The organism is Actinophytocola oryzae (genome assembly GCF_004364325.1).
Classification (GTDB): Bacteria; Actinomycetota; Actinomycetes; order Mycobacteriales; family Pseudonocardiaceae; genus Actinophytocola; species Actinophytocola oryzae.
In genome coordinates this window covers 147,633-161,395 of the sequence record NZ_SOCP01000003.1, presented here as the reverse complement: position 1 = coordinate 161,395, position 13,763 = coordinate 147,633, and the positions used below count along the sequence as shown (strand labels likewise).

The 13,763-nt window shown below is 70.6% G+C and carries 13 protein-coding genes; 7 read left to right on the top strand and 6 right to left on the bottom strand.

Features of this window, described 5'->3' with window-relative positions:
* Positions 1–87: 87 nt before the first annotated feature.
* From CLV71_RS08200 to CLV71_RS08190, 4 genes are all read right to left on the bottom strand, one after another.
* A complete protein-coding gene (locus tag CLV71_RS08200; protein ID WP_133902037.1) occupies positions 88–2,400 on the bottom strand; it encodes an RCC1 domain-containing protein in 2,313 nt (770 codons plus the stop codon).
* Between the two features lie 92 nt (positions 2,401–2,492).
* Positions 2,493–2,618, bottom strand: coding sequence for a hypothetical protein (locus tag CLV71_RS50090; protein WP_279588716.1), 126 nt, complete (start codon positions 2,616–2,618; stop codon positions 2,493–2,495).
* A 112-nt stretch (positions 2,619–2,730) separates the two neighbouring features.
* A complete protein-coding gene (locus tag CLV71_RS50615) occupies positions 2,731–2,910 on the bottom strand; it encodes a DUF397 domain-containing protein (protein ID WP_133902528.1) in 180 nt (59 codons plus the stop codon).
* 2 nt (positions 2,911–2,912) lie between these two features.
* Positions 2,913–3,731 carry a helix-turn-helix domain-containing protein gene (locus tag CLV71_RS08190; RefSeq protein ID WP_166664001.1) on the bottom strand — a complete coding sequence of 273 codons (819 nt, stop codon included), beginning with the start codon at positions 3,729–3,731 and terminating at the stop codon, positions 2,913–2,915.
* Positions 3,732–3,920: 189 nt separating this feature from the next.
* On the opposite strand from CLV71_RS08190, the gene CLV71_RS08185 reads away from it, so the two are divergent.
* The gene (locus CLV71_RS08185; RefSeq protein WP_133902035.1) at positions 3,921–4,181 is read left to right on the top strand and encodes a hypothetical protein; all 261 of its coding nucleotides are present in this window, start codon (positions 3,921–3,923) and stop codon (positions 4,179–4,181) included.
* Positions 4,182–4,205: 24 nt separating this feature from the next.
* Here CLV71_RS08185 and CLV71_RS08180 read toward each other — a convergent pair whose 3' ends face one another.
* On the bottom strand, positions 4,206–5,459 hold the full coding sequence (locus CLV71_RS08180) for a flavin-dependent oxidoreductase (protein WP_133902034.1): 1,254 nt from the start codon (positions 5,457–5,459) through the stop codon (positions 4,206–4,208).
* A gap of 71 nt (positions 5,460–5,530) precedes the next feature.
* Between CLV71_RS08180 and CLV71_RS08175 the strand changes: the two genes are divergently transcribed.
* The 4 genes from CLV71_RS08175 to CLV71_RS08160 are packed head-to-tail and all read left to right on the top strand — an operon-like array spanning position 5,531 to position 9,496.
* Complete coding sequence (locus CLV71_RS08175) at positions 5,531–6,814, top strand: sensor histidine kinase (protein ID WP_133902033.1); 1,284 nt, start codon at positions 5,531–5,533, stop codon at positions 6,812–6,814.
* Positions 6,811–7,476, top strand: coding sequence for a response regulator (locus CLV71_RS08170; RefSeq protein ID WP_133902032.1), 666 nt, complete (start codon positions 6,811–6,813; stop codon positions 7,474–7,476). The genes CLV71_RS08175 and CLV71_RS08170 overlap by 4 nt, the downstream gene beginning before the upstream one ends.
* Positions 7,477–7,530: 54 nt before the next feature.
* Positions 7,531–8,415, top strand: coding sequence for an ABC transporter ATP-binding protein (locus CLV71_RS08165; RefSeq protein ID WP_133902031.1), 885 nt, complete (start codon positions 7,531–7,533; stop codon positions 8,413–8,415).
* Position 8,416: 1 nt separating this feature from the next.
* Positions 8,417–9,496: an ABC transporter permease gene (locus CLV71_RS08160; RefSeq protein ID WP_133902030.1), complete on the top strand. Its 1,080-nt coding sequence runs from the start codon at positions 8,417–8,419 to the stop codon at positions 9,494–9,496.
* A gap of 162 nt (positions 9,497–9,658) precedes the next feature.
* On the opposite strand, the gene CLV71_RS08155 is transcribed toward CLV71_RS08160, so the two are convergent.
* The gene (locus CLV71_RS08155) at positions 9,659–11,605 is read right to left on the bottom strand and encodes a DUF6541 family protein (RefSeq protein ID WP_133902029.1); all 1,947 of its coding nucleotides are present in this window, start codon (positions 11,603–11,605) and stop codon (positions 9,659–9,661) included.
* Positions 11,606–11,730: 125 nt separating this feature from the next.
* On the opposite strand from CLV71_RS08155, the gene CLV71_RS08150 reads away from it, so the two are divergent.
* The gene (locus CLV71_RS08150) at positions 11,731–12,774 is read left to right on the top strand and encodes a Gfo/Idh/MocA family protein (RefSeq protein ID WP_133902028.1); all 1,044 of its coding nucleotides are present in this window, start codon (positions 11,731–11,733) and stop codon (positions 12,772–12,774) included.
* Entirely contained in the window at positions 12,765–13,748 is a 984-nt protein-coding gene (locus CLV71_RS08145; RefSeq protein ID WP_133902027.1) for a DUF4352 domain-containing protein, read from the top strand. The genes CLV71_RS08150 and CLV71_RS08145 overlap by 10 nt, the downstream gene beginning before the upstream one ends.
* Positions 13,749–13,763: the final 15 nt, after the last annotated feature.

Below are 13,763 nucleotides of genomic sequence, written 5' to 3'. Positions count from 1 at the left end.
AGCATCGTTGCTTGGAACGATTAGAACAACCGGGGGCCACTCAGGCAAGCGCTTACCGCAAGGGATCCGCCGCGAGGCGGAGATTGCTCACGGGCTGGGGACCACCGCGTAGGCGGAGTACTCGCCTGCGCCGACCGCGCTGACGCCGCTCAACCCGTTGGCGGGCACCGGCTGCGGCGCCGACCAGTACGCCGAGTCGTTGGCCAGGGTCTGGGAGCCGTTGAAGCCCCAGCCCGAGATGGTGTTGTCCGCGCGAAGCACCAGGCCGCCGTACTCGAAGCTGGCCACGGCCGTGACGTCGGCGAGCTTCGCCACCTGGACCGGCACGCCCGACGCACACGGGAAGTCGGTCTGCGAGCAGTCGACGCCGCTGCCCAGCGCGCCGTCGGAGCCCGCGCCCCACGCCCACACCGTGCCGTCGGCCCTGGTCGCGTAGCCGTTGTAGCGGCCACCCGCGACCGAGGTCACGCCGGTCAGGTCACCGACCCGCACCGGCGTCGCCGACTGCAGCACCGACGAGCCGTTGCCGAGCTGGCCCTCGGTGTTGACGCCCCACGCCCACACGGTGCCGTCCGCACGCACGGCGTAGCCGCCGTTGCCGCCGCCCGCCACCGACGTGGCGCTGTCCAGGCCCGCCACCTGCACGGGTGTCGTCGTGAACGCGACGCTCGACGGCTGGCCGAGCGCGCCTGCCGCGTTCGAGCCCCACGCCCAGACCGTGCCGTCCGCACGCACCGCGTACCCGGCCGTGCCGGTGTTGGCGATGCTCACGACGTTCGTCAGCCCGCTGACCCGCACCGGCACGCTCACGTCGGTCGTGCCGCCGTTGCCGAGGATGCCCTGCACGCCGGCGCCCCACGACCAGACGGTGCCGTCGGTCTTCAGCGCGAACGCGGTGGCCCCGCCCGCGGCGATCGCGCTGACCCCGGTCAGGCCCGTGACCGGCACCGGCACCGCGGACCCGCCGCCGGTGCCGTCCGAGGTCCAGCCGTTGCCGAGCTGGCCGTCGTCGTTGCTGCCCCAGGCACGCACGGTGCCGTCGGTCTTCAGCGCGTAGCCGTTGCGGTAGCCGCCGCCGTCGACGGCCCGCACCCCGGACAGCCCGGCGACCTGCGTGGGCGTGCCGGAGTCGGTCACGGTCTCGCCGGTGCCGAGCTTGTGGGCGAAGTTGTCGCCCCACGCGTACACGCAGCCGGTGGTGCAGTCCTGCTCGGACACGGCGAACACGCCCGCCAGGTCGGCGATCAGGTGCACGTCACCCGCGTTGTTGAACAGGTTGAGGCCGCGCATCCTGGAGAAGGACACGACCGCGGCGTTCGGGACGGTCTGACCGGCACCCAGGTTGAGCGTCGAGGCGGCGGGCTGGTTCTCGAACTGCGGCCACGCCGTCACGAACGTCGACGCGCTCGCGCTGACGCCGGTGATGTTGATGATGGCGCCGGTCGCGGTGAGCGGGACGGCGTTGGTGAGGTCCACGGAGATGATCTCGCGCGTGGTGACCGGCAGGGTGCGGCCGTCGACGCCGGTGCCGTTGCGGGTGTCGAGCACGCGGGCGGGGTTGATCGGCACGAAGGACGCGCCGAATTCCGGGGTGTAGAAGCCGGTCAGGTCCGCGATGAGCTGCACGTCGCCCGCGTTGTTGAACAGGCTGACCTTGCGGTCGGCGCCGACGGCGACGGTCACGAGGTTGGCACGCGTGTCGCCGGCGGGCAGGTTGAGGCTCGACGCGTTCGGCACCGAACCGCCCGTGGGGAAGGCACTGACGAAGGTCGTCGCGGTCGGGCCGGTGCCGGTGAGGTTGAAGGTGACCGCGGTCGCCGACGTGGGGATCCGGTTGGTCAGGTCGAGCACGCGGGTGGCCCTCGGGCCGAGCGGACCTCCTGTGCTGCGCGTGTCGAGGACCCGGTTCGGGCTCAGCGCCGTGAACTTCGCGCCGGTGCCCGGGGCGTAGTAGCCGGCGAGGTCGGCGAGCAGGTGCGTGGAACCCGCGTTGTTGAAGAGGTTGACCGACCGGTTCGCGCCGAGTGCGACGGTCACCTGGATGGGCCGCGTGTCACCGGGCGACAGGTTGAGGTTCGAGGTGGTCGGCCTGCCGATCCCGGTCGGGTAGACCGTCACGAACGTGCCGACCGTCGGCGCCACCCCGGTCACGTTGAGGACCACCGCCGTGGCGGCCTCCGGCACGTTCCCCGCGAGGTCGAGCGTGATGGTCGCGCCCGGACCGACCGGCGTCGTCGTGCCGGTACCGGTTCCGTTGCGGGTGTCGAGCACCCTCGCGGGCGAGACGGACGTGTAGGTGGACGGGGTCGGGTCCTCCTGCGCCTGAAGGGCGGGTGGCCCCGCGAACAGGAACCCCGCGGTGAGCAGCGAAGAGACGACGGCGGGCAGCGCACGACGCATGAAGGACAACCCCCACGTAGGACTGACGGCCCCCGAGCCGCGCACATCGTAGCGGAGTGTCAACTGTGGATCTACCGCCGCCCGACGCACCGTCACGAGCCGCTGTCCGGGAGTAGCGCCCTGACCAACCGGTCGCACTCCGGCTGGTGGGCGTAGGGCACCGAGTCGATGTCGTTCCGCCAACCCGCGAACAGTGCGGCCAGCAGCTCGTCTGGCACCTCCACACCCTCCATGACCTCGTACGTCGTCGGCTCAGGGGTGGGTGTTACCGGGGGGTAAGTCAGGTCGGCGGGCGGTGGTGGACCACCGTGGCGGAGCGCCTCGACCCATTCAGCCGCGTCGGCACGCTCCTGACGGCTCGACCTGAACGAACATGGTGAGTTGAGCCAGGGCGGTACGGCTGACAGGCATGACTGCTTGCGGGTGCTTGCTGTCCCGGATCGCTGCGGTGTGGCAACGCAGCTCAACGCAGTTGTCCGTGTTGGTGAAGCTTGACTTCTTCCAAGTCATGATCATGCCCTCTCGATTAGTCGCCTGATCAGGGTACGGGTTCCCGACCTGGGAATTCCAACGTGATCTAGCCGACCCAACAGCTCTGTGTACTGCTCGGCTTCGTGAACGAAAGTCGCCCCTGTCTTCAACTCCACGTGGACCACGGGTGGTGTGTGGGCGAAGCTCATCCACAGCCATGAGTGCAGCAACGCGAAGTCTGTCTGGTCTTCGGGAATGATTCGGATACGCCTGCCTATCTCGTCGCTGTGGATCAGCCGGTCGAGCTGCTCCCGCCACGCTTCGACGCCACCCCACCGCGTGCGCAGGGCTGACTCGGAGATGAAGGCCGTGTAGTCCGCTTTCGTGAGAACCTGCTGCCTACGGAGACGTGCCATCCATCGTGTCTCTATATCAGCTGGCGGTACGCCGGAAGCGGACATGATCCCGGCCGCGTAGGCATAGGTCTGTACGAGTCCTGGTACGGCACCGATCGCCACGTCGAACAGTTCCCTCGCTTCTGCCTCGTAGCTGGCCAAAGTGCCCACATCTTCTGGTACGCCCGGTATCGGGCGGGACCACCATCCTGATGTCGAGCCGTCGACAAGCTCGCTCAGGACCTGTTCCCGCTCCACTGCCGGCAGGCCCCAGGCCGTGAGCAGCGTGGCGACGTCCTGGATGCTCACGGGACGTAGTCCCCGTTCGGTTCTGCTGAGCTTCGAACCGTACCAACCGGCGCGGGCGGCGGCGTCGCCTATGAACAGGTTGCAACGCTCGGTGCGTATCGCGCGGAGCCGCGCCCCCCATTGACGGTCCCGAGGTTGAGGGTTCTTCTCCGACATGCGCTCCGCACTTTCTTGGTTCCCAGGCAAGGAACTCAAGGCGAGTTCCCGGAACCGAGCGTACCGTCCAGACGTGGGATTCATGGCCGTGCACACACAAACGACATGTTTGCGTCGAATGGGAACGGATCGACTATGAGATCAAATTACGGGGATGTCCTGGGGGATGGTGAAGTGTATCCGGGTGTAATGCCGATGGAGCTGAAGGCTGTTCTGGAAAACGCGTGTGAGTCGTATGCGGAAATCGCGAAGTTGCCGACCGCTCAGCTGGGCGGGCGGGAGTTCGCGCGGCGCTCGGCGGCCGTAGCCGTGGCGTGGCGGCGCATGGCGGCCGTTCCGGGGTTGGAGTGGTGGGTGGTGGGCGCGTTGTGGACAGCTGCCGAGGCTTACGAACTGCAGGCCCGGGACTGGGAGGGCGGCTACGCCGGTACTGTCGTGACGCGATCGTAGGGACGGGCGAGCGCACGGCGTCGTTCATCGCGGTGTGCGGCTCACCGACCAGGACGGGCGCGAGTTGAGCACCTGCACGTCCATGCTGGTGGTGTGCCGGTAGGACGCGCCGATCTCGGCCAGTTCGTCCTCCGACAGGACCTCGCTGACGTGCTCGAAGCCCGCCGGGGCGCGTTCGGCGACCAGCCGCAGGATGCGGTCCGGGCCAAGCGTCCGGTTGGCCAGCAGGATGCGGTTCGTCGGCTCGCGGCGTTCGGTTTCGTAGCGGGCCAGCGCGGTGGCCGTGTCCGGTGCCGTCGCCAGGTGCCTGGCGAGCACCCGCGCGTCGAGGATCGCCTGTGAGCCGCCGTTGGAGCCGATGGGGTACATCGGGTGCGCGGCGTCGCCCGCCAGCGTGATCCGGCCGTTTCCCCAGTGCGGCAACGGATCCCGGTCGACCATCGGGTACTCGAGGATCGGGTCGCTCGCGCGCAGCAGCTCGGGGAGGTCCAACCAGCCCAGGCGCCAGTCCGCGTAGTGGGGCAGGACGTCGTCGAGCCTGCCGACGGTGGTCCAGTCCGCGTCCTCGTTGCCGGGCGTGCGGACCTCGGCGACCCAGTTGACCGTCGTGCGGCCGTCGCGCACCGGCGTGATCGGGTACGCCACGAACTTCGCCACCGCCATCGTGCCCGCCACGATCATGGTGGCGCCGCCGAGGAACGGCGCGCGTTCTGCCGTGCCACGCCACATCCGGATGCCGCTGCCGACCGGCGGACCCTCGTCGGGGTGCAGCTGTGCGCGGACCGCCGAGTGCAGGCCGTCCGCGCCGACGACCGCGTCCGCCTCGACGGACTCCTCGCCGCCGCCCCTGGTCCGCAGCCGCACCGAGACGCCGGTCGCGGTCTGTGCGCAGGACACGAAGGCCGCACCCGTCCGGACCGCGTCGGTGCCCAATCGTTCCTCGACGGCACGCAGGAGCAACATCTGCAGTGTGCCGCGGTGGATCGAGTACTGCGGCCACCGGTACCCGGCCCCGACACCGCGTGGCTCGCTCCAGATCCTGTTGCCCAGCCGGTCGAAGTGCACCACCTCGGCCGTCGGCACCCCGTGCTCCGCGAGCAGGTCGCCGAGGCCCAGCTCGGTCAGCTCGCGCACCGCGTGCGGCTGCAGGTTGATACCTACCCCGAGGGCCGAGAGTTCGCGTGCCCTGTCCACGATCCGGCACTCGACGCCCGCCGCGTGCAGGCTCAACGCTGTCGTGAGCCCCGCGATCCCCGCCCCGACGACCAGCACGCTCATGCCGCCCCTTCCCCGTGTTCGACGCCATCGGCACCCCGAGTCTCCCAGCCCCGTGGGTTACCTTGACCCGCATGGTGACCACGGAGCCCGACTGGACCCGGTGGCCTCGGCCACGGCCTACGGCAGCCGAGCAGCGCACCGACAGGTTGGTCGCGCTCGTCGTCCTCGCGGGCGCCATGATCGTGATCGTGCTGGTCAACAGCGTGGGTGCCTTCGCGTTCGGCGCCGCCCCGTCGCTCGTCGAGCAGCTTCTCTGGGGTGCCGCGCTGTCGCTGCCGCTTGCCGTGCGGCGCCGCTACCCGCTGGCCGTGGTGATCGTCGTGAGTGTGGCGTTCATCGTGGCGCAGTGGCGCCAGCTCGGCGACAACACGACACCGTCGGTCGCGTTGTTCCTCGCCGTGTACACGGTCGGCGCGTGGGAGCGGAACCGGGTCGTGGCGCGGTGGTCGCGTGCCGGCGTGATCCTCGTCATGTGCGCGTGGCTCGGGGTCGCGTTCTACGAGGCGTTCAGGGGGCCGAGGCCGGACTTCTCCGACGCGGCGGGGCCACTCGACCCGTTCGTCGCGGCCCTGATGCTCAACCTCGTGATCAACATCGTGTACTTCGTCACCGCGTACCTGTTCGGCAACATGGCGTGGCTCTCGGCACGGCGGCAGGCCGAGCTGGAGTACCGGGCCGCCCAGCTGCGCCGGTCGCAGGAGCAGAACACGCGCGGCGCGATCGTCGCGGAGCGGCTGCGGATCGCGCGGGACCTGCACGACGTCGTCGCACACCACGTGTCGGTCATGGGGGTGCAGGCGGGCGCCGCGCGGCGGGTGCTCGACAAGGACCCCGACCTGGCGCGTGAGGCGCTGCGGACCGTCGAGGAGACCGCGAGGAGCGCCATCGGCGAGCTGCGTGGGCTGCTCGGGGTCCTGCGGGCCGAGGACGCGGAGCCCGTCGAGACCACCCACGGCGCCTCACCGGGCCTCGAGCAGCTCGACGAGCTGGTGACGAACGCCCGTGCCGCGGGGCTGGAGGTGACCCACGGCGTCTACGGGGAGCCACGGCCGGTGCCGGAGAGCGTCGCGCTGTCGGCGTACCGGGTGGTGCAGGAGGCGTTGACGAACGTCGTGAAGCACGCGGGAGCCCGCAACGCCGAGGTCCGCGTCCGCTACCTCGACAACGCGCTGGAGGTCGAGGTCACCGACGACGGCCGGGGGCCGCTGGGTGCGGGGGCGGGCGGGTTCGGGCTGGTCGGCATGCGGGAGCGGGTCGCGGTGCACGGCGGCGAGCTGGACGCCGGACCGCGCAGGGACATCGGCTACCGGGTCAGGGCGAACCTGCCCGCGCTCGACCAGAGGGTGGAGTCGTGACGTTGCGGGTGCTGTTGGCCGACGACCAGGACCTGGTGCGTGCCGGGTTCCGGATGATCCTGGGGACGGAGGACGACATCGAGGTCGTCGGCGAGGCCGGCGACGGGCTCCGTGCCGTCGAGCTCGCCGTCTCACTGCGGCCGGACGTGGTGCTCATGGACGTCCAGATGCCCGGCATCGACGGGCTCGAGGCGACCAGGCGCGTGCTCGCCTCGGGTGACACGCGGGTCGTGATCCTGACGACGTTCGACCGCGAGGACTACCTCTTCGAGGCGTTGCAGGCGGGCGCGAGCGGGTTCCTGCTGAAGAACGCGTCGCCGGAGGACCTGGTGGAGGGCGTGCGGATCGTGGCGAGGGGCGACGCGCTGCTGTCGCCGGAGGTCACGCGGCGGGTCATCGCCCGGTTCTCCGCGTCCGCGCCGCCGGTGCCGGCACACCGGCCGCCGGAGCTGACCGACCGGGAGTTCGAGGTGCTGGTGCAGCTCGCGAGGGGGGCGAGCAACGCGGAGATCGCGAAGGAGCTGTACCTCGGCGAGACGACGGTGAAGACACACGTCTCGCGGGTGCTGACGAAGCTGGCCCTGCGGGACCGCACCCACGCGGTGGTCTTCGCCTACGAGAACGGGATCGTCGCGCCGGGGGTCGGCCGCGAGGAGGACTAGCGGGTCGGTCCCACGCCGGATGTGCCGGTTGTGTCGGGTTCCTAGGCTTCCCGCATGTTGAAGGTGACGACGGTCAGCCGGAGCTTCGGTGACCTCCGCGTGCTCGACGGGGTGTCGTTCGACGTGCGGCCGGGCCGGATGACGGGGTTCCTCGGCGCCAACGGGTCGGGCAAGACGACCACGATGCGGATCATCCTCGGCGTGCTGGCCGCGCAGGGCGGCTCGGTCACCTGGCAGGGGGAGCCGGTGACGCAGTCCGTGCGGCAGCGGTTCGGGTACATGCCCGAGGAGCGGGGCCTCTACCCGAAGATGCGGGTGGCCGAGCAGGTCGTGTGGCTTGGCCAGCTCCACGGCCTGACCCACGAGCAGGCCTCGGCGAACACCGCGCGGCTGCTGGCCGAGCTGGAGCTGACCGACCGCGCCGACGACAAGCTGGAGGCGTTGTCGCTGGGCAACCAGCAGCGCGTACAGGTGGCGGCGGCGCTGGTGCACGACCCGGACGTGCTGATCCTCGACGAGCCTTTCTCGGGCCTCGACCCGATCGCGGTCGACACCGTGCTCGCCGTGCTGCGCCAGCGTGCGGCGGCCGGCGTGCCGGTCCTGTTCTCGAGCCACCAGCTCGCGGTGGTGGAACGGCTCTGCGACGACCTCGTGATCATCTCCGGGGGTGTGATCAAGGCGACCGGCGCGCGGGACGACCTGCGGGCCAGGCACGGCTCGCCCCGGTTCGAGCTGGTGGTGGACTCGGACGCGGGCTGGCTGCGTGACCACCCCGGCGTGCGGGTGCTGGACCTCGACGGCCCGCGAGTGGTCTTCGAACTGCTCGACGGCACCCGGGCCGACCAGGACGTCCTGCGGGTGGCGCTGGACAAGGGCGGAGTGCGCAGCTTCGCGCCGGTGGTCCCGACCCTCGACGAGATCTTCAAGGAAGTGATCTGACATGACAGGGTTCACCGCTGCCACGAGGCTCGTGGCCGAGCGGGAGCTGCGGAGCTTCCTGCGGTCGAAGGGGACCTGGATCGGGCTCGGCGTGATCGTGGTGCTGTTGTTCGCCATCTCGATCCTGCCCAAGGTGATCGGGGGCGGCCCGGACAAGGTGGCGGCCGTCGGCGCGGACGCGGCGCGGGTGCTCGACGGCACCGCCATGGAGGTCACCCGCGTGTCCTCGGTCGCCGCCGCCGAGAAGCTGGTCCGCGACGAGGAGGTCGAGGCCGCGATCGTGCCGGACACCTCGGGTGACTCGGTGAGCGGCGTGCGGGTGGTGGCTCTGGACGACCAGCCGACCGGCGTCGTCGCCAAGCTCGCGACCGCGCCGCCGGTGGCGCTGCTGGAGCAGTCGGCGGTCAGCAAGGACGAGCAGCGGATCGTGATCCAGGTCTTCGCGGTGGTGTTCATGCTGTTCGCGATGGGTGGCGTGGCCATCGCGCAGAGCACCGTCGTGGAGAAGCAGACCAGGATCGTCGAGATCCTCGTGTCGACGATCCCGGTGCGGGCCATGCTCGCGGGCAAGATCGTCGGGCACTCGCTGCTGACCCTCGGTCAGGTCGTGGTGCTCGCGGTCGCCACGCCGATCGCACTGAGCCTCGGCGGCCAGACCGCGCTGCTGTCGATCGTGGCGCCTGCCCTCGGGTGGTTCGTGCCGTTCATGTGCCTCGGGTTCGTGCTGCTGGCGGCGGTGTGGGCGGTCGCGGGCTCGCTCGTCAGCCGTCAGGAGGACCTCGGGTCGACCACCGGGGTGGTCATGCTGCTCGTGATGGGCCCGTACTTCCTGGTGTCGTTCTTCTCCGACAACGCGACGGTCATGACGGTGATGTCCTACGTCCCCTTCTCGGCGGCCGTCGCCATGCCGGTGCGGTTGTTCGCCGATGAGGCCCAGCTGTGGGAACCGCTGGTGTCACTGGGCCTGCTCGTCGGTTCTGTGGTGCTGATCGTGCTGCTGGCCAGCCGGGTGTACTCGGGCTCACTCCTGCAGACCGGCGGCAAGGTCGCCCTCGCCAAGGCGTGGGCACACGTCGACTAGTGCCGTGTCCAGGTGGGGTGGGTCGTTTATCCGTGGATCCAGGTGGTCGCTGGCAAGGCGCCGGGAAGCCGCTCGTACCGGGTTGTACTCGGGCTTTCCGGCAACGCCGCCGGCGGCCGCCTGGGCCGCGGAGAAACGTGCCCTCCTCGCCTGGACGCGGCACTAGCCGCACGCGGTGATTCGGTAGAGCCTGGTCGGCCCGGCACGGTCGACCAGCTCGAACCCGTCGGCGTACGGCACGCCCGCGATGCCCTCGTACGGCGTGATCTCGGCGATGTGCGGGTCGTTCCTGCCGATCAGCACGTACTGCGCCCGGTACCGGTGGACCGCGGCGCACACCCTGGGGTCCTCGGCCGCGTCCGCGAGGTTGCGGCCGAGGTACTCCTGCTCCGCGCTCTCCTCCTTGAGGAAGTGCGAGTACAGCACCTCCCGGTCGGCGAGCGCCCACAGCATCACGCTTCCGTCGAACGGGTTGCCGAGCACCACGGCGTCCGAGGGGACCCGCTCGGCGACCCGGTCGTAGAACGCACGCATCCGGTCGTTCACCAGCTTGTCCTTCTCGACCCTCGGATACGTCACCGTGATCCGGTTCTCCCGGTCGTCCGGGTACAGGCCACCCGTCAGTACGACGAGAACCACGAGCAGCACAACGGAAAGCGCGGGCGCGGTCCTGGCACGTACCGGCGCGAGGCGCTCCGCGAGCGGCCGGGCCCTGGCGGCAAGGAACAGCACACCCGCGATCGCCAGCGGCACCCCGGTGATCGGCAGCATCGCGGCGAGCCGGTGCGAGTCGTTGTACCAGTATCCGGTGAACACGCGGGTGTCCGGCCGGTTGAGCCCGGCGGCGAGCACGAACAGGAACGCGGCGACCAGGTGGCCGGCCAGCACCCACCGGATCGCGGGCATGCGCCGTGCGGTCAGCGCGCCGACGACCACCACCGCGGACAGCAGCCACAGCGCCTCCCGCTGGTTGGTGGCGTTGAGCAGCACCTCGCCGACCGCCGCGGCCGGTGTCTCGAACGGTGCCCACGGCCAGTCGCGCACGTTGTCGAACATCGGCGTGGTGGCCGACCACGCCCACGCGCCGAGCACCACCACGGCGAACACCACGCACTCGACGACGCCGCGCCGCCCGTTCCCGTCCTCGCGCAAACGCTTGGCACGCACGAAGAGCGCGGCCCCCGCGGGGAAGAGTGACAGCACGACCAACGAGAACAGCACGTTCGGGTGCGCGAAACCGGCCGCCACGACGGCGACCGCGAGCAGCAGCCACGCCCGGCCCCTGCCGATCACGTCGTCACGCACCCAGCCGGTGACCGTCAGGACGAGCGCGAAGATCGCGGGTGCCACGGCCATGCCGAGCAGGTTCGGCCACAGCACGCCCCACCCGAAGAAGTCCCACGGGAAGGCGGGGAACGCGATCGACACCACGCCCGCGATCGCGAGCGCGGCGGTGTTGCGGCCGAACAGCTGGCGCACCAGCAGCAGGCACGCCACCGGCCAGACCAGGATCGTGATCACCGCGCAGAACACGTTGGCGGCAACGGGAATCGACACCCCGGTGGACATCATGACGAGCGACGCGAGGCCGTGCCACGCCGCCGGGTAGAACATCGCGGGCGTCTCCGGGTCACCCAACGCGTGCAGGGTCAGCGACGACGCGTCGTGCGCGTCCCTGATGTGGGCGAGCGCGTTGTAGTGGTAGGGCGTGTCGTAGACCTGCGAGATGCTGTCCGGCGGCCCGACCGCCTGCATGACCGCGAGTGCGGCCAGCGCAAGTGCCGGCAGCAGCCCGACCAGTGCGATGGCGGTCAGCCGCCACGGGTCCGCTGTCGGCCGCAGCAAGTCCTTGCGGCGCAACAGGAACGCGAGCAACCCGGCCACCGCTGCCGCGACGAGCGTGCCGCCGAGCGCCACCGGCACCGACCAGTCGAGGCCGACCGTGCTCGCGACCACCGCGGTCGACGCGACGACGGCGATGCCGACCACGGGGGCCAGCGCGAACGCCGCGATCCCCCGTAGCCCCACCAGAAAGGCGACCGGAAGACCGGGCCCGAACAACCACCCGGCCGCGACGAGCGCGACAGGGGTCACCTCGATCCAGGACATGCGAGAAAGTTCCCCAGTGTGTGTGACGGTGTGTGAGCCCACCCGCCCCCGACTCGGCTCACACATCCAGTAGATGTCTGACGCCCCCAGGATGTTGCTTCACGAACGGGGGATACTTTTCCCGGGTGACGAAATTCGCGATAGTCGGTACGGGTTGGCGTGCTGAGTACTTCTGGCGCCTCGGCGGGGCGCTGACCGGCCTCGACTGTGTCGGCGTGGTCTCGCGGCGGCGACAGCGGGAGCTGCCGGTGCCGGTGTACACGTCGCTGGACGAGTGTCTCGAGCGCAAGCCGGACTTCGTCGTGACGTCGGTGCCGTGGGCAGTCACGCCGACGCTCGTCACCGAGCTTGTCGAGCGGGGCCTGCGGGTGCTCGCCGAGACACCGCCCGCCCCCGACCTCGACGGCCTGCGCAGGCTGTGGCACGCGGTCGGCGCGAGCGGGCTCGTCCAGGTCGCCGAGCAGTACACCCGCATGCCCGCCCACGCGGCACGGCTCGCGCTCGTCAGGTCGGGTGTCCTCGGCACGCCGACCCGCGTCGACGTCTCCTCGACGCACCAGTACCACGCGGTGTCGCTGATCCGGACGTTCCTCGGCATCGGGCGCGGGCCCGTCGAGGTGCGGGCGACCAGGACGACCGCGCCGCTGGCCGACCCGCTCGACCGGGCGGGCTGGACCGACCCCGTCGAGGTCAGGCCCGCGACGACCACGGTCGCGACGCTCGCGTTCGACGGCGGCGGGTTCGGGCTCTACGACTTCACCGACAACCAGTGGCACAACCAGCTGCTCATGCGGCGGCTGCTGGTGCGGGGCACGTCCGGCGAGCTGCGTGACCAGGAGTGCGTGCGCCTGGTCGCCGACCGGACCATCGTCACGACACAGCTCGTGCGCCGCCAGACCGGCTACGACCTGGACCTGGACGGCTTCGACACCGACCACATCTCCTTCGGTGACCAGGTCCTCTACCGCAACCCCTACCAGGGGCAGCGGTGGAACGACGAGGAGGTCGCCATCGCGACGCTGCTGGAGGACACGGCCGCGTGGGTGGACGGCGGCCCGCAGCCCTACCCGCTGGCCGACGGCATCCACGACCACCGCGTCGCACTGGCCTTCGACGAGGCCGCCGAGCGGGACGCGGCGGTCCGGGTGCCGGGTGAGCCGTGGGCGTGACCGTGGCGGCGCGGCGGTGGGTGGCACTGCTGGCATTGGTCCTGTGCGCGGTTTCCGGGTGTGCCTCGGCGGTCGCCGGTGAGGCGACGCCGGAGCAGGTCGTGGGCGTCACGCAGACCTCCGACGTCCGGGGGAACCTCGACGTGACACCGCTGGCACTGGTCGACCCCGCGCCGGTCTACCGGGAGAGCGAGTACAGCTCCGAGCCCGAGGAGGGCACGCGGCTCGTCGCCGTGCGGTGGCTGGTGACCAACGTCGACGCCGAGGACATCCTGATCGGCCCGGTCGGGACGACGCATTTCGTCGGCAACAATGGCACGACCTATGACGACTCGCTACTCGAAACCTCGGCGGGCGCGATGTTCGACCAGCTGCGCCTCTCGCCGAGGCAGAGCATGGTCGGGTTCACCACCGCCGAGATCCCCGAGGACGTCACCGTCGACGAGGTCGAGTTCACCGGCGGGTTCGGCCCGGACGACGAGGTGCTGACCTGGAAGACCGCGGGTCAGGCCGTGAAGGAGGCACCGAAGCCGCCCCCCAGGAGGAACGGCCCCGCGACGAAGCCGCTGGGCACCGGGCAGGAGGTCGAGGGCACGTCCGACGGCGACGAGTTCCGCCTGGCGGTGACGCCGACGAAGGTCACCGACCCCGTCGAGCCGCGCGGCCAGGTCTACGCCGAGGAGGACCGCCGCCTGCTGGCCGTCGACCTCACCGTCCGCAACGAGGGCAGGGCCGCCTACGAGGACGAGCAGAGCGACGCCGACCTGCGCATCTTCGCCGTCCACAACGCACAGGACGAGGCGTACACCTCGCACGTCTACGGCGCGTTCGCGGACCGGGAGGGACCGCTGCCCCCGGGCGCGGAGGCGAAGTGGACGATCTACTTCCAGGTCCCCACCGACTTCGAGGTCGACCGGATCAGCTTCTCCCCGTCCTTCGGCCGGACCGTGGCGAGGATCTGGACGGTGACCTGACCTCACCCGGGTGAC